This is a genomic window from Streptomyces sp. BYX5S (assembly GCF_054724165.1).
Genome location: NZ_CM138829.1, coordinates 2,920,094 through 2,940,054, shown reverse-complemented (window position 1 = coordinate 2,940,054; position 19,961 = coordinate 2,920,094). Strand labels below are relative to the sequence as shown.

18 protein-coding genes are annotated in these 19,961 nt (G+C 72.7%); 7 read left to right on the top strand and 11 right to left on the bottom strand.

The window, feature by feature from the left end; translation table 11 throughout:
- Positions 1-11: 11 nt before the first annotated feature.
- The 4 genes from ACYBSK_RS13390 to ACYBSK_RS13375 are packed head-to-tail and all read right to left on the bottom strand — an operon-like array spanning position 12 to position 4,861.
- Complete coding sequence (locus tag ACYBSK_RS13390) at positions 12-1,133, bottom strand: XdhC family protein (RefSeq protein ID WP_460246201.1); 1,122 nt, start codon at positions 1,131-1,133, stop codon at positions 12-14.
- On the bottom strand, positions 1,126-3,267 hold the full coding sequence (locus tag ACYBSK_RS13385; RefSeq protein WP_460246200.1) for a xanthine dehydrogenase family protein molybdopterin-binding subunit: 2,142 nt from the start codon (positions 3,265-3,267) through the stop codon (positions 1,126-1,128). The genes ACYBSK_RS13390 and ACYBSK_RS13385 overlap by 8 nt, the downstream gene beginning before the upstream one ends.
- A complete protein-coding gene (locus tag ACYBSK_RS13380; protein WP_460246199.1) occupies positions 3,264-4,256 on the bottom strand; it encodes an FAD binding domain-containing protein in 993 nt (330 codons plus the stop codon). The genes ACYBSK_RS13385 and ACYBSK_RS13380 overlap by 4 nt, the downstream gene beginning before the upstream one ends.
- Positions 4,253-4,861 (bottom strand): (2Fe-2S)-binding protein, encoded by a 609-nt coding sequence (locus tag ACYBSK_RS13375; protein ID WP_457477131.1) that lies wholly within the window; start codon positions 4,859-4,861, stop codon positions 4,253-4,255. The genes ACYBSK_RS13380 and ACYBSK_RS13375 overlap by 4 nt, the downstream gene beginning before the upstream one ends.
- A 234-nt stretch (positions 4,862-5,095) precedes the next feature.
- On the opposite strand from ACYBSK_RS13375, the gene ACYBSK_RS13370 reads away from it, so the two are divergent.
- Positions 5,096-5,686, top strand: coding sequence for a TetR/AcrR family transcriptional regulator (locus ACYBSK_RS13370; RefSeq protein ID WP_460246198.1), 591 nt, complete (start codon positions 5,096-5,098; stop codon positions 5,684-5,686).
- Positions 5,687-5,837: 151 nt separating this feature from the next.
- On the opposite strand, the gene ACYBSK_RS13365 is transcribed toward ACYBSK_RS13370, so the two are convergent.
- Positions 5,838-6,596, bottom strand: a complete 759-nt coding sequence (locus tag ACYBSK_RS13365) for a LysR substrate-binding domain-containing protein (protein ID WP_460246197.1) — start codon at positions 6,594-6,596, stop codon at positions 5,838-5,840.
- Between the two features lie 59 nt (positions 6,597-6,655).
- Here ACYBSK_RS13365 and ACYBSK_RS13360 point away from each other — a divergent pair, with 59 nt between their 5' ends.
- Positions 6,656-7,075, top strand: coding sequence for a DUF5997 family protein (locus ACYBSK_RS13360; protein WP_457477128.1), 420 nt, complete (start codon positions 6,656-6,658; stop codon positions 7,073-7,075).
- A 172-nt stretch (positions 7,076-7,247) separates the two neighbouring features.
- On the opposite strand, the gene ACYBSK_RS13355 is transcribed toward ACYBSK_RS13360, so the two are convergent.
- Positions 7,248-8,435 (bottom strand): MFS transporter, encoded by a 1,188-nt coding sequence (locus ACYBSK_RS13355; protein WP_460246196.1) that lies wholly within the window; start codon positions 8,433-8,435, stop codon positions 7,248-7,250.
- Between the two features lie 86 nt (positions 8,436-8,521).
- Positions 8,522-9,109: a helix-turn-helix domain-containing protein gene (locus ACYBSK_RS13350; protein WP_457477126.1), complete on the bottom strand. Its 588-nt coding sequence runs from the start codon at positions 9,107-9,109 to the stop codon at positions 8,522-8,524.
- Between ACYBSK_RS13350 and ACYBSK_RS13345 the strand changes: the two genes are divergently transcribed.
- Positions 9,108-9,629, top strand: a complete 522-nt coding sequence (locus ACYBSK_RS13345; protein WP_460246195.1) for a GNAT family N-acetyltransferase — start codon at positions 9,108-9,110, stop codon at positions 9,627-9,629. The two genes, ACYBSK_RS13350 and ACYBSK_RS13345, sit on opposite strands and share 2 nt — an antisense overlap.
- A gap of 46 nt (positions 9,630-9,675) precedes the next feature.
- Here ACYBSK_RS13345 and ACYBSK_RS13340 read toward each other — a convergent pair whose 3' ends face one another.
- On the bottom strand, positions 9,676-10,002 hold the full coding sequence (locus tag ACYBSK_RS13340; RefSeq protein WP_457477124.1) for an ANTAR domain-containing protein: 327 nt from the start codon (positions 10,000-10,002) through the stop codon (positions 9,676-9,678).
- A 231-nt stretch (positions 10,003-10,233) separates the two neighbouring features.
- Between ACYBSK_RS13340 and ACYBSK_RS13335 the strand changes: the two genes are divergently transcribed.
- Both ACYBSK_RS13335 and ACYBSK_RS13330 read left to right on the top strand, forming a co-directional pair.
- Positions 10,234-11,190: an AraC family transcriptional regulator gene (locus tag ACYBSK_RS13335; protein ID WP_460246194.1), complete on the top strand. Its 957-nt coding sequence runs from the start codon at positions 10,234-10,236 to the stop codon at positions 11,188-11,190.
- A gap of 226 nt (positions 11,191-11,416) precedes the next feature.
- Positions 11,417-13,015 (top strand): carbohydrate-binding protein, encoded by a 1,599-nt coding sequence (locus ACYBSK_RS13330; RefSeq protein WP_460246193.1) that lies wholly within the window; start codon positions 11,417-11,419, stop codon positions 13,013-13,015.
- A 28-nt stretch (positions 13,016-13,043) separates the two neighbouring features.
- Here the strand turns inward: ACYBSK_RS13330 and ACYBSK_RS13325 are convergent, their stop codons facing one another.
- Positions 13,044-13,508 carry a Crp/Fnr family transcriptional regulator gene (locus tag ACYBSK_RS13325; RefSeq protein ID WP_457477121.1) on the bottom strand — a complete coding sequence of 155 codons (465 nt, stop codon included), beginning with the start codon at positions 13,506-13,508 and terminating at the stop codon, positions 13,044-13,046.
- A 165-nt stretch (positions 13,509-13,673) separates the two neighbouring features.
- On the opposite strand from ACYBSK_RS13325, the gene ACYBSK_RS13320 reads away from it, so the two are divergent.
- Entirely contained in the window at positions 13,674-16,037 is a 2,364-nt protein-coding gene (locus tag ACYBSK_RS13320) for a phosphoketolase family protein (RefSeq protein WP_460246192.1), read from the top strand.
- A gap of 18 nt (positions 16,038-16,055) precedes the next feature.
- On the opposite strand, the gene ACYBSK_RS13315 is transcribed toward ACYBSK_RS13320, so the two are convergent.
- Positions 16,056-16,754: a response regulator gene (locus ACYBSK_RS13315; protein ID WP_457477119.1), complete on the bottom strand. Its 699-nt coding sequence runs from the start codon at positions 16,752-16,754 to the stop codon at positions 16,056-16,058.
- 224 nt (positions 16,755-16,978) lie between these two features.
- On the opposite strand from ACYBSK_RS13315, the gene ACYBSK_RS13310 reads away from it, so the two are divergent.
- Positions 16,979-18,733, top strand: a complete 1,755-nt coding sequence (locus ACYBSK_RS13310) for a sensor histidine kinase (RefSeq protein ID WP_460246191.1) — start codon at positions 16,979-16,981, stop codon at positions 18,731-18,733.
- Positions 18,734-18,742: 9 nt separating this feature from the next.
- On the opposite strand, the gene ACYBSK_RS13305 is transcribed toward ACYBSK_RS13310, so the two are convergent.
- Positions 18,743-19,726: an Acg family FMN-binding oxidoreductase gene (locus tag ACYBSK_RS13305; RefSeq protein ID WP_460246190.1), complete on the bottom strand. Its 984-nt coding sequence runs from the start codon at positions 19,724-19,726 to the stop codon at positions 18,743-18,745.
- Positions 19,727-19,961: the final 235 nt, after the last annotated feature.

Here is a 19,961-nt window from a genome sequence, read left to right as displayed (position 1 = left end):
GCCGGAGGGGCTCATATGCGCCCACCCGTATGGATCGCCCCTTCCCCCGCCCGGAGAGGGCGCCCCGTGCCACCACGCCGCGCCGAAACGATCTCCGCGCCGATGGAGATCGCCGTCTCCTCCGGGGTGCGCCCACCGATGTCCAGGCCTATCGGAGACCGCAGCCGCTCCAACTCACCCTCCGTCAGGCCGACTTCGCGGAGCCGTTCCATGCGGTCGTCGTGGGTCCGCCGCGAGCCCATCGCACCGACGTACGCGACGGGCAGCCGCAACGCCACTTCGAGCAACGGCACATCGAACTTCGCGTCGTGCGTGAGGACGCACAGGACCGTGCGCTCGTCCGTCGTGGTGGAGCGCAGATAGCGGTCGGGCCACTCGACGACCACCTCGTCCGCCTCCGGGAACCGCGTCCGCGTCGCGAAGACACCCCGCGCGTCGCACAGCGTGACGTGGAAGCCGAGCAGCTTGCCGACCTTGACGAGCGCACCGGCGAAGTCCACCGCTCCGAACACGATCATCCGCGCGGGCGGCACGCTGGACTCGACGAACAGCGTGACGTCCCCCTCGCAGCGCGCCCTGCTCTCCGGCACCTCGCACAGCCCGGTGCGACCGAGGTCGAGGTAGGCGCGGGCCTGCGCCGCGAGGGCCGAGTCGTCACCGGAGGCGAGGCTCCCCGTGTGCGAGCCGTCCGGGCGGATCATCAACAGGCCACCCGTGGCGGCCAGTTCACCCGGTCCGTCCAGGACGCGCGCGAGCGCCACCGCCTCGCCGCGCGCGGCGACCTCCAGCGCGGCCACCACCGTGGCCCGCGACGGCGAGTCGAGGCGGACCGGCTCGACCCGCACCTCGACCTCGCCGCCGCAGGTGAGCCCCACGGCGAACGCGTCGTCGTCGCTGTACCCGAACCGTTCGCGCGCGGGCGCCCCGTCCGCCAGGGCCTGCACGCACAGTTCGTACACCGCGCCCTCGACGCATCCGCCGGACACCGAGCCGATGACCTCGCCCGCGGAGTCGACCGCGAGGGCCGCCCCGGGGGGCCGGGGCGCGCTGCCGCTCACCGAGACGACGGTGGCGACGGCGAACTCCCGGCCCTGGGCGGCCCATTCGCTCAAGTGGGCGGCGAGATCAAGCATGGTCGCGCCGCGCCTCGGCGAGCAGGATCCGGTCCGGACGCAGCGGCAGGTCCCGGTGGCGCACACCGGTCGCGTGCCACACCGCGTTGCCGATCGCGGCGGCCGTGCCCACGATGCCGATCTCGCCGACGCCCTTGATGCCGACGGGGTCGTCCGGGTCGCTGTCGTCGACCCAGTGCGCCTCGACGACGGGCACGTCCGCGTTGGCGGCGACGTGGTAGCCGGCGAAGTCGGCTCCGACGTGCCCGCCGTCCGCCGCGTCGCGCACCGCCTCCTCGTGCAGGGCCATGGAGATGCCCCACGTCATGCCTCCCACCAACTGGCTGCGCGCGGTGAGGGGGTTGATGATGCGGCCGGCCGAGAAGACGCCGAGCAGGCGCCGCACCCGGACCTCGCCCGAGGCGACGTCGACGGCGACCTCGGCGAACTGGGCGCCGTACGAGTAGCGCTCCTTCTGCGCGAGGGCGCCGACCAGTTCGGTGGTGTCGCTGCGGACGGTGAGGCCCTCGGTGGGGATCGCGGCGGTCGGCGACAGCCGGTCGCGCAGTTCCCTGCTGGCAGCCATCACGGCCCAGCCCCACGAGCGCGTGCCCATCGAGCCGCCCGAGACCCACGCCTCGCCGAAGTCGCTGTCGGCGATGCGCACGCGCACCAGGCCCTGTTCGACGCCGAGTTCGTCGGCGGCGATCTGGGTGAGCGCGGTACGGGCGCCGGTACCGACGTCGGCCGCCGTGATCCGGACGGTGAACGTGCCGTCGTGCTCGGCGGTGACGGAGGCCGTGGACGGGGCGACGCCCGACGGGAAGGAGCAGGCCGCCACGCCCGTGCCGAGGAGCCAGCGGCCCTCGCGGCGCACGCGCGGCCGCGGGTCACGGCCCGCCCAGCCGAAGCGGCGCGCGCCTTCCTCGTAGCAGCCCAGCAGGTTGCGGCTGCTGAACGGCAGTCCGGAGACCGGGCCGACCTCGGGCTCGTTGCGCACGCGCAGTTCGACCGGGTCCATGCCGAGCCGCTCGGCGAGTTCGTCGAGCGCCGACTCCACGGCGTACGAGCCGGGGGCCTCGCCGGGCGCCCGGACGAACGTCGGGGTGGGCAGGTCCACGGGCACCACGCGGTTGACGGAGTAGTGCGCGTCGGAGGCGTACATCACCCGCGCGTATCCGGCGCTCGCCTCGACGAACTCGCGGATGTTGGAGGTGAGGGACTGCGCGTCGTGTCCGAGCGCGCGCAGCCGCCCGTCGGTGTCGGCGCCGAGCCGGACCCGCTGGGTGGTGGGGCTGCGGTAGCCGGTGAGCGCAAAGACCTGACGTCGCGTCATGGCGAGCCGGACGGGGCGCTGGAGCTGCGTCGCGGCCATCACGGCGGCGACGTGGTGCGAGCGCACCAGCTTGCCGCCGAAGGCGCCGCCGACGTGCTCGGAGACGACGCGGACGGAGGCCGGGTCGAGCGAGAACAGCTGCGCCAGCTCGTCGGCGACGGCCTTGCTGCCCTGGTTGGCGTCGTACACTTCCAGGCGCCCCTCGTCCCAGCGGACGGTGACCGCGTGCGGCTCCATGGCGCCGTGGTGGGCCTCGGGGGTGGTGTAGCGCTGGTCCACGACCACGGCGGACGCGGCGAGTTCGGCCTCCAGGTCGCCCTTGGCGGCCTCGGAGCCCTCCGGGGCGTAGGTGCCGGGCCGGTCGGCCTCGAAGGCGATGTCGTGCGGCTCGGTGTCGTACTCGACGACGAGCGCCTCGGCCGCCTCGCGGGCCTGCTCGGGTGTCTCGGCGACGATCAGCGCGACGGGCCAGCCGGCGTGCAGCACCTGGTCGTGCTGGAAGACGTGCAGGATGCCGTCGGGCTGGCCGAACATGCCCATGTACTGGGTGTTGATGCGCGGCGCGTTGCCGTGGTGCAGGACCGCGAGCACGCCGGGCATCGCGCGCACGGCCTCCTCGCCGACCGACCGGATCCGGCCGCGCGCCACGGTCGACAGCACGAGCCAGCCGTGCGCGAGGTCGGTGAAGGGGAACTCGCCCGCGTACCGGGCGGCGCCGGTGACCTTGTCGCGGCCCTCGATCCGGCTGCGTCCGACGCCGACGGAGTCCTTCGTGGACGTGCCCGACGGGGTGGACGAGGCGGTGGTGGTCGTCGTCATCGGGTCGCCTCCGAGCTGAGTTCGGTGAGCATCGCCACGATCAGATTGCGCATCAGTGGCACCTTGTACGAGCTGTCGGGCAGCGGCTTCGCCGCCGCGAGCTCCGCGTCGGCGGCGGCCGCGAACGCCGCGCCGTCCGCGGGCCCGCCGAGCAGTGCCGCCTCGGCGGCACGGGCGCGCCACGGCCGTGAGGCGACGGCGCCGAGCGCGATCCGCACGTCCTGTACGACGCCGCCCCGCACGTCGAGCGCGGCGGCCACGGAGCCGATGGCGAAGGCGTACGAGGCGCGCTCGCGGACCTTGCGGTACGTGGAGTGCGCGGCGACCGGCGCGGGCGGCAGCACGACCGCCGTGATGAGGGCGCCGGCCGGCAGCGCGGTCTCCAGGTGCGGTGTGTCCCCCACGGGCCGGTAGAAGTCGGCGAGGGCCAACTCCCCGCTTCCGTCGGCGGTTTCGTACTCGACGACCGCGTCGAAGGCGGCGAGCGCGACGCCCATGTCGGACGGGTGCACGGCCACGCAGTGGTCGCTCGCGCCGAGGATGGCGTGGTTGCGGTGCTCGCCCTCGACGGCCGGGCAACCGCTGCCGGGCTGCCGCTTGTTGCAGGGCTTGCTGACGTCGGTGAAGTAGCCGCAGCGGGTGCGCTGGAGCAGATTCCCGCCGACGGTCGCCATGTTGCGCAGCTGCCCGGAGGCGCCGGCCAGCACGGCCTGCGTCAACGCGGGGTAGCGGCGCCGGACTTCGGGGTGGGCGGCGAGGTCGCTGTTGGTGACGGTGGCACCGATCCGCAGTCCGCCGTCGGCGGTCACCTCGATGTCGCTCAGGGGCAGTTCCCGCACGTCGACGAGGCGCGCGGGCCGTTCCACCCCGCTCTTCATCAGGTCGACGAGGTTGGTGCCGCCGCCGAGGAAACGCGCCTCGGGGTCGGCGCCGAGCACCGCCACGGCACCCGAAACATCGGACGCCCGCTGGTATCCGAACTCCCTCACGCGACCGTCTCCTCAGCGTTGTGTTTCCCGTTCTGCGCGGCCTGCCCGGCCGCCTGGGCGACGGCGCGCACGATGGACACGTACGCGCCGCAGCGGCACAGGTTGCCGCTCATCCGCTCCCTGATCTCCTCCGGGCTCAGCGGCGGCGGTCCCGCCTCCGGCCGTACGTCGCCGGTGGCGGCGGAGGGCCAGCCCGCGGCGTGCTCCTCGATGACGGCGAGGGCCGAACAGATCTGACCGGGCGTGCAGTAGCCGCACTGGTATCCGTCGAGCTCGACGAACGCCTCCTGGACCGGGTGGAGTTCACCGTCCGCGCCCGCGATGCCCTCGATGGTGGTGATCTCGCGGTCCTCGGCGGCGACCGCGAGCTGGAGGCAGGCCACGGTCCTGCGCCCGTCGACGAGCACCGTGCAGGCGCCGCACTGCCCCTGGTCGCAGCCCTTCTTCGTACCGGTCAGGTCGAGCCGCTCGCGCAGGGCGTCGAGCAGCGTGGTGCGGTGGTCGACGGGGAGCGTGTGCTTCTCGCCGTTGATGTTCAAGGTGACGACGCTGGACGTACTGGACGTGGAGGACACGGTCGTGCCGCCGATGTCGGCTGGGGGCATGTGTGCAGCCTTCTTTCGCGTGTCTGGTGCGTGGAGAATCGGCGCTGTACGAAGGACGGGTCGGTGGTTCGCGGACCGGACGCACGTGCGGACCGCGGCCCGCACCCACTAGGGTGTCGACCCGAACCGGACAACTGTCCGCTCAACGGGTCACGAACGTAGTGGACAACTGTCCGCTCAGCAAGGACTATTCCCCGCCACGGAAAAAGCCACGGGAAAGGGAGGTGAGGTCGCGTGGGGCACTCGAAGAAGCCGGCCACGCTCCGCTCGGACGCGCAGCGCAACCGCGACCGCATCCTCGAAGTGGCCCTGGCCGAACTGACCCGCGACGCGGACACGCCGCTCAGTGCGATCGCGAAGAAGGCGGGCGTCGGGCAGGGCACGTTCTACCGCAACTTCCCCAGCCGGGAGGCGCTGGTTCTTGAGGTGTACCGCTACGAGGTGGAGCAAGTCGCCGACGCGGCCTGCGAGTTGCTGTGCTGCCGGCCGCCGGAGCGGGCGCTGCGCGAGTGGATGGACCGGCTCGCCCAGTACGCGATGACCAAGGCGGGCCTCGCGGACGCGCTCCGCGAGGCGACGAGTGCGCGCGGCGCGATGAAGCAGGTGGCGCACGGCCCGCTGACGCAGGCGATCACCAGCCTCCTGGAGGCCAACGAGAAGGCCGGCACCATCCGCCCCGGCGTCACCCCCGACGACTTCATGCTCGCCATCGCCGGCCTCTGGATGCTGGACCCCCACACCCCCTGGCAACCCCGCGCATCCCGCCTCCTGGACCTGGTCATGGCGGGCCTCCAGTCGGGCTCCCCCAACCACTCCCCCGATTGACCAGCGCTTTCAAGCCCCTGGGGCGCGTGAGCGCTTTCTCCCTGTGCGGCGCTTGAACAGCTGCTTTTAGCCCCTGCGGCGATTGAGCAGCGGGGTCCGGGGCGGAGCCCCGTGAGCGGGGGACGGTCGACCGCAGGCGCGACCCGGTGCCTCAGGAACGCTTGCGCGGCTTACCCCGCTTGACCGGCTTACCTCCGGACTTGGCGCGCACCGCACCACCCTTCCGCCCCGCCCCCACCGGCTTCTTCTTGACCCGCTCCGAACGCGCAGGCTCCGCCTGCACCCGCCCCCGCGAACTGTTCACCGTCCGCCCGCGCACGATCCCGATGAAGTCCTCGACCTGATCCGTCGTCCGCTCCTCCGGCCACGCCAACGCCACACCCGACTCCGGCGCATCCGTGACCGTGCGATACGTGAGGTCACGCCGATGGTGCAGCCGCGCCAGCGACATCGGCACGACCAGCACCCCCACCCCCGCCGCGACCAGCTCCACCGCGTCGGCCGTCGTGGCGGACCGCTGATACGCCGGCTGCCCCGGCGGCCGCTCCCAGCCGAGTACGTCGTCCAACGGGTGCTGCACGATCTCGTCGGCGAGATCCGCGAGCGTGATCTCCTCCGCGGCGGTCACGACATGGTCCTTGGGGACCACGACCACGGTCTTCTCCGTGTAGAGCGGGATGGCGCTGAAGTACGTACGGTCCACGGGCAGCCGCACGAGCCCCGCGTCCGCGTCGCCGCGACGCAGCACGGCGTCGGCCTCGTCCGCGGGGACCTGCACCAGGTCGAGCGGCACGTCCGGCAGCCGCTCGCGCCAGATCCGCACCCACTTGGCGGGCGTGGCCCCGGGTACGTAGGCCAGGCGGAAGCCGGGGCCCTGGGCCGGTGCGGGGGTCTGCTGCGTGCCTGTCACGCGGCCAAGGCTACCCGCCGTGGTCGGCGCGGCCCGTCACGCTCGATACCCTTGACCTCATGAGTTCGCACCAGAGCACCCAGACCATGAAGCCCGCGACCGCGGCGAAGAAGCTGGGTGTGTACCTCGAGGCCACGCCCGCCGATTTCCAGGAGGGTGTCGTCTCGCGCGCCGAGCTGACCGCGTTGCAGGCGGAGCCGCCGCAGTGGCTCGTCGACCTGCGGGCCAACGGGCCGCACCCGCGGCCCGTGGTGGCGCAGAAGCTGGGCGTCTCGATCTCGGGTCTCGCGCGTGGGGGTGTCACCGAGGCGCTGACCACGGAGCAGATCGAGGCGATCAAGTCGGAGAACCCGGAGTGGCTCCAGGTGGAGCGGGCGACGCAGGCGGATGTCCGCAAGGAGAATGTGCGGGTGAAGAAGTTGCACGCGGAGCAGGCGGAGAAGCGGGCGCGGCGGGGGGCCGAGTCCGACGGCTCCTGACGCCACCCGTCGGGGTCCGGCCGCCCGCCCCTGCGCCACGGGGCTCCGCCCCGGACCCCGCTGCTCAATCGCCGCAGGGGCTTAAATCGGGGTCACCGGCACCCCCGCAGGGGCTCGAATGACAAGGCCCACCCGGGGCTCGAATGACAAAGCCACCCGGGGCTTGAATGGGTCACCCGTCACGGTCCGCGCACAGCGCCAGCGCCCCCGCCGCCACCAGCGCCCCGCACACCACACCGCTCGCCGCGCCCCACCCGCCGGCCGCCACCAGCGGAGCGGCGAGCGCCGCGCCGAGGGCGCCCGCCAGGAAGTACAGCAGCAGGTAGACGCCGCTGAGGCTGCCGCTGCGGTCCGGGTCGATGGACAGGACGCGGGTCTGGTTCGCGGCCTGGGCCGTGAAGCACCCCGCGTCGACCAGCGCGAGGCCCGCCGCCGTCACCACGGGCCGGTCGAGCCCGGTGCACAGCAGCGCCGCCCCGGCCACCGCCACCCCCATGCTCCCGGCGATCACCGCCCGCGGCGAGTACCGGTCCCCCAGCCTCCCGGCCACCGGAAGCGCCGCGAACCCCAGCGCCCCCGCGAGGCTGTACAGCCCGATGGCCGCGGCGTCGTACCCGTACGGCGGCTGGGCGAGGCGCACCGCGAGCGCGACCCAGACGAGGCTGAAGGCGAGGTACCACAGGCTCCCGTTCAGCACCGCGAACCGCAGCGCCCGGTGCCGCCGCAGCAGTCCGGGCAGCGCGGCGAGCGTGCCCAGGTAGCCGCCGGGGCCGCCCGCGCCACCCGGGGGCCGCTCCCCCGGCAGCCGCCACCACGCCCCCGCCCCGCACACCACCACGAGCCCGGCGAACGCGAGCAGCATGCCGCGCCACCCGAGCGTCTGGGCGAGTGCCCCGCCGACGAGCCGGCTGAGCAGAATCCCGGCCGACATCCCCGCGGCGACCGTTGCCACCGCCGTCCCGCGCCGCTCCCCCGACACCCCGCGCCCCGCGATCGTCGACGCCATCGCGCTCACGCTCGCACCCGCGCCCACCAGCACGTACGCGAGGAGCAGCATCCCGAGTCCGGGCGCCGTCGCCGCGAGCAGCAGGCCGGAGGTCAGGAGGGCGAGCTGGCCCGCCACGAGGCGCCGTGGCGCCGCCCGGTCGGCGAGCGGCAGCAGGAACGCGAATCCGCCGATGCACCCGGCGAGCGCGGCGGTCGTGACGAGGCCGACGGCGGACGCGGACGCCCCCGTGTCCCGGGCGACGTCGGCGAGCGCGGGCTGCACGGCGTAGTTGTTGGCGAGCGCCACCCCGGCCGTCCCGGCCAGCACGGCGACGCCTCCGCGCGGCAACCGCAGCACTCCCCCATCGGTCACGGCCGAGCCATCCCGCCGACCGCCACCGTCCGGCGTCTCCGGTACTCCCGCCGCACTGGTCCCACCGGCCGCGGTTCGTCCGCGCGTCACGGCGCCTCCCCTCGCACCAGCACCACCGCGTAACGGCACTCCCGCTCCGTGGTGTTGGCGAAGACGCAGGCGGTCGGTGGCCCGAGTTCGACCGTGTCGCCCGTGCGCAGTTCGTGGACGGTGTCGCCCTCGTGGAACGTGAGGTGCCCTTCGAGGACCCAGATGATCTGCCGGTGGAACGCGAACGCCGCGGCGGGGTAGGGGACTTCCGCCCCGGCGGGGAGACGGATCTCCGCGACCTCGGCGGGGAAACCGGGGCCCGACACCTGGCGGCGCGCGTACCCGGTCTCCGGGTCCTGCCACCGCGCCGCCGCGTCCGCCCTGCGCACCCGCTGCGCGGTCGAGCCGGGTTCCGGCAGCGGCTCCGGGTCGAGGAGCGTCGCCACGCTCAGCTCGAACGCGGCCGACAGCTTCCCGATGATCACGGCGGTGGGGTTGCTCTCGCCCCGCTCGATCCGGTGGATCATCGCCCGCGACACCCCGGACTCCTCGGCCAGCTCCGCCAGCGTCCAGCGCCGCCGGTCCCGCTCCGCACGGATCCGGGCGCCGATCCGCGCCACCAGAGGGTCTACGATATTGGACATGGATCCACGATACGAGACTCGGGCCCCGGCGGTGAAGGTCCGCCCGGCCCACGCGGACGACCTGGACGCCGTCCTCGCCATCCGCAACCACGCCATCGAGCACGGCACCGCGCTGTGGACCGACACCCCGCAGTCCCGCGAGGAGGGCGCGGCCTGGCTCGGCGCCCACCTGGAGCGCGGCTCGGCGTACGTGGCGGAGCTCGGCGGCGAGGTCGTCGGCTTCGGGGTCTACGGGCCGTGGAAGGCGTACTCCGGCTTCCGGCACACGGTCGAGAACTCGGTGTACGTCACCGAGGGGCACCACGGCGCCGGTATCGGTTCCGCGCTGCTGGCCACCCTCGTCGCCTCCGCCCAGGAGGCGGGGCTGCACGTGATGATCGCCGGGATCGAGGCGGGCAACGCGGCCTCGATCCGGCTCCACGAGCGGCACGGCTTCGAGCACGCAGGAACGGTGCGCGAGGTGGGCACCAAGTTCGGCCGGTGGCTCGATCTGACCCTCATGCGGCGCCCGTTGAGCTGATCCACCGACGGGAAGCGAAAGGATTCGGACAACCCGGCCGGGCGCGCTAGAAGGGGTCCCCGGGTCGTGGCGCGGCATACCCCATGGCCCACCGCAGCTCCCGGCGCTCGGCCTCGGGCAGCTCCGCGTGCCCCTGGGCGAACGCCAGCACGTGCTCGGCCACCAGACGCAGCTTGACGTTGGTGCGCTGCGACACTTCGCGCAGCACCCGCCACGCCTCGTCGGGCGAGACCTCGCCGAGCACGACGACCACGCCGATGGCCTGGTCGATCACGGCGTGCGACGTCAGGGCCTGCTTGAGCTGGGCGACCTCTGTCCGCAGGCGGGCGTTCTCCTCGGCGAGGGCCTCGGTGGGCAGAACGACACCGTTCACCGGTTCGCGAGCGACCAGAACTCCACCTTTCCACGCCTTCGGCCCACACGGCCGGTCCGAACGACCCATGCTCGATCGCGGCGCCCGCCGCCCGCAGCACACGGAACGAAATGTTGGGACCTCCACTGTCCGGCAAACGAAACGCGCCAACCCCACACACCCCACGACAGGTGCTCCGTCGCAGGTCGTAGGCTTACGCCACCGGGCATATTCACTGGGAGCGCGGCGAACATGGACACCCTGCACTTCGACAGCAGCGACATCGAGGTCACCGAGGACTTCCTCAGTCGCAACTACGCGCAGATGCGCATCGGCAACGGCACCCCTGGCAACAGCCGCGCACAGATCCGGCGCGACGCGATGCCGGGAGTCACGGTCGACGAACTCGATCTCGACTTCGACATGCGGTACGCGGTGACGCCGCTTCAGAGGATCTGCCTGTGCATGGTCTATGAGGGGACCATCCAGGACCAGCGATTCGGCGACGTCGAGGACTCCTTCGGTCCGGGCGACATGGTGTCCTTCGCTCCGCCCGAACTGCCCTACGAAGGGCGGATCTGCGCGGCCCGGTACAACATCACGATGCTCGACACGGACCTGCTGACCCAGGTCGCCGCCAACGCCCCGGGCGGAGCGCAGGGCCCGGTCCGGCTGCTCGGGCATCGGCCCGTGTCCGCCGCCGCGGCCCGGCAGCTGAAGCGGGCCATCGTCCACGTGCGCGACGAGGTGCTGGCCGACCCGGAGATCGCCGACCAGCCGCTGATCGCGTCGACCGCGACCCAGTACCTGGCCGCGAGCGTCCTGAACGCCTTCCCGAACACCGCGCTGATCCGGCCCACCGGGACGGATCAGCGCGGTGCCCACTCCGCCACGCTGCGGCGGGCGATCGCGCACATCGAGGCGCACGCGCAGGAGCCGCTGACCGTCGCCGAGATCGCGGCGGCGTCCCATGTGACCGTCCGGGCGTTGCAGTACGCGTTCCGGCGGCACCTGGACACCACGCCGCTGGCGTTCCTGCGCCGGGTGCGGCTGGCGTACGCGCACGACGAGCTGCGGGCGGCCGACCCGGCGACGACGACCGTCACCGCGATCGCCGGGCGCTGGGGCTTCCACCACCCGGGCCGCTTCGCCGCGCTCTACCGGGAGGCGTACGGGCGCAGCCCCCAGCAGGCGCTGGCCGGCGCCTGAGCGGTGCTCCGGACATGTCCGTGAGGGCGCCGTTCGTGCCGCGTGCATTCATGTAGGCGAACAACGATCACATACATAGCCGTTGACGCGGACACGGCGGCCGCTCTAGCGTCACCGACGACCGCTCACAGAAAGGGCTTTCCCCCGCCCTGATTATGGCCCGCACGGGCCGAGTTGTTCACGGATTCGAACCAGCCACGCTCGTTCACGCATCTGGAGACGAACAATGAACGCAAGAGCCGCGAGACCCCTCATCACGCTCGCGTCCGCAGGCCTCCTGGCCGGCTCCCTCGTCGCCCTGTCCGGCACCTCCGCCCAGGCCGCGACCACCCGCTACCAGGCCGAGACCTCCCCGGCCGTCTGCACCGGCGTCGTCGAGACCGAATGGTCCGGCTACACCGGCTCGGGGTACTGCAACGCCACCAACGCGACGGGTGCGTACGCCCAGTTCACCGTGGACTCCCCCGCGGCGGGCACGGCGACGCTCAGCATCCGCTACGCGAACGGCACCACGACCACGCGCGCCACGGACGTCGTGGTCAACGGGTCGACCGCCACGTCCACCTCGTTCGCGGGCACCGGCGCCTGGACCACCTGGGCCACGAAGACCGTCACCGTCCCGGTCACCGCGGGCAGCAACACCATCCGCCTCAACCCGACCGGCTCCGCCGGGCTGCCCAACATCGACTACGTGGACGTCGACGCGCCGACGGGCGGCACCACCACCCCGCCCGCGAGCGGCGCCCTGTACGTGTCGCCGACCGGGACCGACGGGGCGGCCGGCACCGAGTCCGCGCCGACCACGCTGACCTCGGCGATCAGCCGGATCACGGCGGGCGGCACCATCTACCTGCGCGGCGGCACGTACGCGTACTCCTCGACGGTCACCATCCCCGAGGGCAAGAACGGCACGTCGTCCGCGCGCACCACGATCGCCGCCTACCCGGGCGAGAAGCCGGTCCTCAACTTCTCCGCGCAGAGCGAGAGTTCGAGCAACCGCGGGCTCCAGCTGTTCGCCTCGTACTGGCGCCTGAGCGGTCTCGTGGTGGAGCGCGCCGGGGACAACGGCATCTACGTCGGCGGCAGCAACAACGTCATCGAGCGCACGGTGACCCGCTACAACCGTGACACGGGGCTCCAGTTGGGCCGGATCGCGTCCACCACCCCGCAGGCGCAGTGGCCGGCCAACAACCTGGTCGTGAGCGCAGAGTCGCACGACAACGCCGACTCGGACGGCGAGGACGCCGACGGGTTCGCGGCCAAGCTGACCACCGGCAGCGGCAACGTCTTCCGGTACGCCGTCGCGCACAACAACATCGACGACGGCTGGGACCTCTACACCAAGTCCGACACCGGCGCCATCGGCCCGGTGACCATCGAGGACTCCCTGTCGTACACCAACGGCACGCTCAGCGACGGCACGGTGAACGCGAACGGCGACCGCAACGGGTACAAGCTCGGCGGCGAGGACATCGCGGTCAACCACATCGTGAAGCGCAGCATCGCGTACAAGAACGGCAAGCACGGGTTCACGTACAACAGCAACCCGGGCTCGATGGCGGTGTCGAACAATCTGAGCGTCGACAACCCGCAGCGCAACTTCGCCTGGGACGAGGGCAGTTCGGTGTTCCGGAACAACACCTCGTGCCGGTTCACCGTGTCCGGGTCGAACGACAAGACCGTCGGTGACGCGGACTCCACGAACCAGTTCTGGACGGGTACGAACGGCTCCCGCTGCTCCTCCTACAGCGGGGCGCTCGCCTGGTCCTACGCGTCCGACGGCAAGCTCGTCGTGACCATCGGCGGCAAGCAGGTCAGCCTGTAGCGCCGCGCTCCACCCGGCCTCCCGCGGTTCAGCGCGGGAGGCCGCTGCCGTGCGGCGCGTACAGGTCGAGGAGGCGGGTGCGGGCGGCGAGCAGGCGGTGGGCGAGGACCTTGCCCACCCAGAGGGACACCTCCCGGCCGAGCGCGGGGTCGGCGGCGCACAGGTCGTGGACGGCCGCGGCGTCGAACTCGTAGGCGCGCACGGGCGAGACGGCCTCGGCGCCGAGCTGCCACGTGTGCGGCTCGAACAGCCAGGACCAGCCGACGAGTTCACCGAATCCGAGGGTTTCGATGACCGCGGGGCGGCGGCCGGGAACGTGCAGGTCGAGGGCGATCGTGCCGGACCTGACGATCCAGAAGCGGTCGGCGTGCCCGCCCTCCTCGAAGAGCCGGGTGTCCTGCGCGAAATTCACCTTCCTCGCGATCTGCATGAGCCGGACGTAGTGCTCGATGGGCAGGGCGTGCGTCATACGGGGAGTCGTTGTCGCGATCACGGCCGGGCCTCCTTCGTCGTCACCACGAGCCTGCGCCGCGTGCCGCTCCACGTCTTGGGCCGAACGTCCCGGCACGATGGCCGCAAGGACTCTTCGGGTGCGGCCGGGCGGACGGCAGACTGGCCGCGCCGAGACCAACGCTGCCGCTACCGCTGGAGCCGCCCCATGGCGAAGGATCTGTCCAAGCACCAGGCCGCCGCGCTCGACGCGCACTGGCGCGCCGCCAACTATCTGTCGGCGGGCCAGATCTACCTCCTGGACAACCCACTGCTCACCGAGCCACTCGCTCCCGAGCACATCAAACCGCGCCTTCTCGGCCACTGGGGCACCTCACCGGGCCTCAACCTCGTGCACACCCACCTCAACCGGGTCATCAAGGAGCGCGGCATCGACGCGCTGTGCGTCTGGGGGCCGGGGCACGGCGGACCGGCCGTGCTCGCCAACTCGTGGCTGGAAGGGACGTACTCACAGACGTACCCCGACGTCACACGGGACGCCGTCGGGATGGGGCGGCTGTTCAAGCAATTCTCCTTCCCGGGCGGTGTGCCGAGCCATGTCGCGCCCGAGACACCGGGCTCGATCCACGAGGGCGGTGAACTCGGCTACTCCCTCGCGCACGCCTACGGCGCCGCCCTCGACAACCCGGAGCTGCTGGTCGCCTGCGTGATCGGCGACGGCGAGGCGGAGACCGGGCCGCTCGCGACGTCCTGGCACGCGAACAAGTTCCTCGACCCCGTGCACGACGGGGCGGTCCTGCCGATCCTGCACCTCAACGGCTACAAGATCGCCAACCCGACCGTGCTCGCCCGCATCCCCGACGCCGAACTCGACGAGCTGCTGCGCGGGTACGGGCACGAGCCGCTGCACGTCACGGGCGACGACCCGCAGCGCGTCCACCGCGACCTGGCCCGCACCATGGACCAGGCCCTCGACCGCATCGCCCGGATCCAGCGCGAGGCCCGCGCGGGCCGGAGCAAGGACCGCCCGCGCTGGCCGGTGATCGTGCTGCGCACCCCGAAGGGCTGGACGGGCCCGGGGACCGTGGACGGCGAACCGGTGGAGGGCACGTGGCGCTCGCACCAGGTGCCGCTGCCCGGCGTCCGCGAGAACCCGGACCACCTGCGGCAGTTGGAGGCGTGGCTGCGCTCCTACCGCCCCGAGGAACTCTTCGACGCCGAAGGACGGCCGACCGAGCAGGTCCTCAGCTGCGTCCCCGAGGGCACCCGGCGCCTCGGCGGCACCCCGCACGCCAACGGCGGGCTGCTCGCCCGCACGCTGCCGATCGCCCCGCTGGAGCGGTTCGCCGTGCCCGTCGACAAGCCGGGCGCCACGCTGCACGAGCCCACCCGGGTACTCGGCGACCTGCTCAGCCAGATCATGCGGGACACCGCGGACCGCCGCGACTTCCGCATCGTCGGCCCCGACGAGACGGCGTCCAACCGCCTCCAGGCCGTCTTCGACGCCACCGGCAAGGCATGGCAGGCGGGCACCCTCGCCACGGACGAGCACCTGACGCACGACGGCCGGGTCATGGAGGTCCTCTCCGAACACCTCTGCCAGGGCTGGCTGGAGGGCTACAACCTCACCGGCAGGCACGGCCTGTTCTCCTGCTACGAGGCGTTCGTGCACATCGTCGACTCGATGGTGAACCAGCACATCAAGTGGCTGAAGACCTCGCGGGAGCTGTCGTGGCGGGCCCCGCTGCCCTCCCTCAACTACCTGCTGACCTCGCACGTCTGGCGCCAGGACCACAACGGCTTCTCGCACCAGGACCCCGGTTTCGTCGACCACGTCCTCAACAAGTCCCCCGACGTCGTACGGGTCTATCTGCCGCCGGACGCCAACACCCTGCTGTCGGTGGCCGAGCACGTGCTGCACAGCCGCGACTACGTCAACGTCGTGGTGGCCGGGAAGCAGCCGTGCTTCGACTGGCTCTCCCTGGACCAGGCCCGCGCCCACTGCGCGCGCGGCGCCGGGGTGTGGGACTGGGCCGGCACCGAGGACGGCAGCCGCGAACCCGACGTCGTCCTCGCCTGCGCCGGGGACGTGCCGACGCAGGAGACCCTCGCCGCGGCGGGCCTGCTGCGCACGCATCTGCCGGAGCTGGCGGTGCGCGTCGTGAACGTCGTCGACATGACGCGGCTGCTGCCGAAGGAGGAACACCCGCACGGGATGCCGGACTTCGAGTACGACGCGCTGTTCACGGCCGACAAGCCGGTGATCTTCGCGTACCACGGGTATCCCTGGCTGATCCACCGGCTCGCGTACCGGCGCACGGGCCACGAGCACCTGCACGTACGCGGGTACAAGGAGTCGGGCACCACGACCACGCCGTTCGACATGGTGGTCCGCAACGACCTCGACCGGTTCCGGCTCGTGATGGACGTCATCGACCGGGTGCCGGGGCTCGGCGTGCGGGCCGCGGCGGTGCGGCAGACGATGTCCGACGCGCGGACCCGGCATCGGGCGTGGATCCGCGAGCACGGCACGGACCTGCCGGAGATCGCGGGCTGGTCCTGGGCGGGGTGAGGTGCGGGAGGCGGGCGGTCAGCGCTCGTCGCGGGGGCGTTCGCGCGTCTGGGTCGCGATGACGGCGGCCTGGATGCGGCGCTCCACGCCGAGCTTGGCCAGCAGCCGGGAGATGTGGTTCTTCACCGTCTTCTCGGCCAGATAGAGGCGGCGGCCGATCTGCCGGTTGGTGAGGCCCTCACCGATGAGGTCGAGGATCTCCCGCTCCCGCTCGGTGAGTCCTTCGAGCACGTCCGGCTGCGCGTCCTTCGCGGCCTCGCCGCGCAGCCGGGCCATCAGCCGGGTGGTGGCCATCGGGTCGAGGAGCGACTGCCCGGCCGCCACGGTGCGGACCGCGTTGACCAGGTCGCCGCCCTGGATCTGCTTGAGGACGTAGCCGGACGCGCCCGCCATGATGGAGTCGAGCAGCGCCTCCTCGTCGTCGAACGACGTGAGCATGAGGCACGCCAGATCCGGCAGCGCGGAGCGCAGTTCACGGCAGACGGTCACGCCGTCGCCGTCCGGGAGGCGTACGTCGAGGACGGCGACGTCGGGGCGCAGGGCGGGGACGCGGGCGAGGGCCTGCGCGACGTTGGCCGCCTCGCCGACGACGGTGATGTCGTCCTGGTCCTCCAGCAGGTCGTGCACGCCTCTGCGGACCACCTCGTGGTCGTCGAGGAGGAAGACCCTGACCGGTTTCCCGGGGCCTGCCTGCGGGGTGTGCGGTGCGTCCGGCATACCGGCTCCTGTCCTGTCCTGCTGTCGGCCTGTGCCCCTCGATCCTTGGCCATGACGTGACGAAGAAGTAGGGCCGGTCGGTCCATTGACACCGTCCACCCGAACCGTTCCCCGCACCATGTTCCCGGAGTTGGCCGACCTCGTACATATGCTCGACGCACGTACGGCGGGCACGGGTGAAGTCGGGCAGGATGGGCCCCGTCGGGGCGAGCGAGGGGGCACACATGGGGCAGGACAGGGGCGATCCGTACGACGCCGGGAGCGACGCGCCCACGACCCCGCCGCTGCGGCTCGACACGCTCCTCGACGAACTCCAGGAGCAGGTGGCGCGCGTCCGGTCCACCCAGAACCGGGTGCACTCGCTGCTCGACGCGGTGCTCGCCATCGGCAGCGACCTCGACCTGAACGTGGTGCTGCGCCGCATCGTGGCCTCGGCGACACAGGTCGTCGACTGCCGGTACGGGGCGCTCGGTGTGCTCGGCGAGGAGGGCGGCATCGAGCAGTTCATCACCGTCGGTGTGGACGACAGGACCATCGCCCGCATCGGGCACTACCCGCGCGGCGAGGGCATCCTCGGGCTGCTGATCCGCGAGCCGCACTCGCTGCGGCTCGCCGTGCTCAGCGACCATCCGGATTCGGTCGGTTTTCCGTCCGGGCATCCGCCGATGACGACGTTCCTCGGGACGCCGGTCCAGGTCAGGGACCGGGTCTTCGGCAACCTCTATCTGACGGAGAAGAGCGGCGGGCGGCCCTTCGACGCGGAGGACGAGGCGATCCTGCGGACGCTGGGCGCGGCGGCCGGCGTGGCCATCGACAACGCCCGTCTGTACGACGACGCGCGGCGCCGCGAGCGCTGGCTCGCCGCGAGCAGCGAACTCACCCGCACGCTGCTCTCCGGCGCCGACCCGGCGGAGGTGCTGCGGACCTTCACGGCCACCGTACGGGAGTTGGCCGAGGCGGACCTGGTCACGCTGGCGGTGCCGGTGGGCGGGACCGGGGACCTCGTCGTCGAGGCCGCGCACGGCGTGGCGGCGGAGCGGCTGCACGGCCTGATGCTGCCCGCCGGAACCAGTCTCGCCGCGAAGGTCTACAGCTCCGGTGAGACGCTGGTCAGCGCGGCGCTGAGCGAGGACCCGCGGGCGGTCTGGGCCGACGCGGGCGGGCCGCGGCTGGGCCCCGCGTTCCTGCTTCCGCTCGGCGCCCGCGAACGGGTGCGCGGGGTGCTCCAGATCGCCAACCTCCCGGGCCGGCAGCCCTTTCCCGAGGCCGCCATCGGCATGATCTCGGGCTTCGCGGGGCACGCCGCGCTCGCCCTGGAGATCGCCGAACACCGGCGTGAGGCCGAGCAGTTGCTGGTCCTCAACGACCGCGACCGGATCGCCCGCGACCTGCACGACCTGGCGATCCAGCGGCTGTTCGCCAGCGGCATGAGCCTGCAGTCGGTCGTCAACCGGCTCGACGACCGGCCCGAGGTCGCGCAGCGCGTGCGGCGGGTCGTGGAGGACCTCGACGACACGATCAAGGTGGTGCGCTCCACGATCTACGCCCTGCGCGAGTCCGACCCGTCCGAGACGCCGGGGCTGCGGGCCCGGCTGGTCGCCGAAGTGGGGCGGTCGGCCGAGCCGTTGGGGTTCACCCCGGCGCTGCGGATGAGCGGGCTGCTGGACACGGGGGTGCCCGAGGAACACGCCCAGCATCTGCTCGCCGTGCTCCGCGAGGCCCTCGCCAACGTGGCGCGGCACGCGGGGGCCACGGCGGTCGACATCTCCGCCGACGCCACGCGCGACCGGCTCCGCCTCGTCGTCACGGACAACGGCCGGGGCATGTCCCCCACCGCCACCCGCCGCAGCGGCCTCGCCAACATGCGCTCCCGCGCGCAAGGCCTCGGCGGCACCTTCACCCAGACGCCCGGCGACCCGCGGGGCACGGTGGTGGAGTGGTCGGCGCCGCTTTCGGCGGGGGCGGGCGTGGCGGAGTAGGGGCCGCTGTCACCCCTCGAAGACGCCGGTACGGCGGGGCGTGATCGGGCCCGTCGGGCCGTAGCCGAGGCGGATGACCATGTGGACGTGGTCGCGGGTGCCGGAGGCGGGGCTGATCCTGCGGCCCAGGTCGGTCCATTCCAGGGCCTGGTGGAGCAGCGAGGAGCGCAGGCCGTGGGCCGTGGCCACCAGCAGGACGTGTTCCAGGGCCTGGCCCGCCCGGAGCCAGTCGGCGCGGCGGTCGTGCGGGGTGCTCAGTACGGCGATGGCCGGGGCCCGTTCGAAGTTCTGGGCGGGCAGCCGCTCCCGGTGCCGTTCGGCCGTGAAGTCCCGCATCGGCAGCCGTCCCCTCGCGTCCTGCGGGCCGAGCGTCTCCCGCGGCATCCCGAGGTCGTCGGCCGGAGCGCCGCCCCCCGGCCACCGCACCCAGCGCCTGCTCTCCGCGCCGCGTACGGCGTCCGCGCTGTTGCGCCGCTCCCCCTCCGCCGACAGGCGCAGGACGTGGGCCCGTTCGGCGGGGCCGAGGAAGGTCAGCGCGGCGCCGCCGGCGTGGGCGGCCTCGACGAGTTCGGCGCGGACGTCGGCGGGAACCGGGTGTTCGGAGAACGGGAACCGGCTGCTGTGCCGTGACCAGATCACGTCGAACAGGTCGGCGCGGTGCGTCCGTTCGCCCTTTCCGCCGGGAGCCGGGCGGACGCTCGCCAGGAGCGCCGGGTCGGTGGGCCTGGGCAGCAGACGGGTGACCGGCAGCCAGCCGGAGTGGGCCACGGCCACGCGGAGGTTGAAGACGGCGGCGCCGACGGACAGGTGCAGGGCGCGGCCCGCGGGGTCCAGTTCGGGGAGGCCGCGTTCCGGGGCGGCGCGGACTTCCAGGGCGGGGGTGTCCACGTCCAGGCGGAAGCTCCAGGGTTGGGTGTTGTGGACGGACGGTGCGGCGACCGCCGCGGAGAGCCATGTCTCCAGGAGTGAAGCGTTCAGTGTCGCGGTGCTCATGGTCATCCCCACCTTTCCCTCGGTCTCCAGCGTCTGTCGCGTGCCGCCACCCGTTGAGGGGCCATCAGTCCCCCACCCCCTGCCGTCCGGCCCCTGGGGCTCCGCCCCGGACCCCGTCGGGCGCGACGAGGGGGCCGTTGGGCCCGAGGTGCGGAGCGCCCCGCCCGGCTACCCGTTCCGCCCCCATCCCGTGCACCGGCGCACTCGGAGCACCGCGTGGGAGCGGTGAATCAAC

Coding starts and splice junctions, on each gene's coding strand:
- ACYBSK_RS13390 (WP_460246201.1), bottom strand. CDS start 1,133: ATGCTTGATCTCGCCGCCCACTTGAGCGAATGGGCCGCCCAGGGCCGG.
- ACYBSK_RS13385 (WP_460246200.1), bottom strand. CDS start 3,267: ATGACGACGACCACCACCGCCTCGTCCACCCCGTCGGGCACGTCCACG.
- ACYBSK_RS13375 (WP_457477131.1), bottom strand. CDS start 4,861: ATGCCCCCAGCCGACATCGGCGGCACGACCGTGTCCTCCACGTCCAGT.
- ACYBSK_RS13360 (WP_457477128.1), top strand. CDS start 6,656: ATGAGTTCGCACCAGAGCACCCAGACCATGAAGCCCGCGACCGCGGCG.
- ACYBSK_RS13345 (WP_460246195.1), top strand. CDS start 9,108: ATGGATCCACGATACGAGACTCGGGCCCCGGCGGTGAAGGTCCGCCCG.
- ACYBSK_RS13350 (WP_457477126.1), bottom strand. CDS start 9,109: ATGTCCAATATCGTAGACCCTCTGGTGGCGCGGATCGGCGCCCGGATC.
- ACYBSK_RS13335 (WP_460246194.1), top strand. CDS start 10,234: ATGGACACCCTGCACTTCGACAGCAGCGACATCGAGGTCACCGAGGAC.
- ACYBSK_RS13330 (WP_460246193.1), top strand. CDS start 11,417: ATGAACGCAAGAGCCGCGAGACCCCTCATCACGCTCGCGTCCGCAGGC.
- ACYBSK_RS13320 (WP_460246192.1), top strand. CDS start 13,674: ATGGCGAAGGATCTGTCCAAGCACCAGGCCGCCGCGCTCGACGCGCAC.
- ACYBSK_RS13315 (WP_457477119.1), bottom strand. CDS start 16,754: ATGCCGGACGCACCGCACACCCCGCAGGCAGGCCCCGGGAAACCGGTC.
- ACYBSK_RS13310 (WP_460246191.1), top strand. CDS start 16,979: ATGGGGCAGGACAGGGGCGATCCGTACGACGCCGGGAGCGACGCGCCC.
- ACYBSK_RS13305 (WP_460246190.1), bottom strand. CDS start 19,726: ATGAGCACCGCGACACTGAACGCTTCACTCCTGGAGACATGGCTCTCC.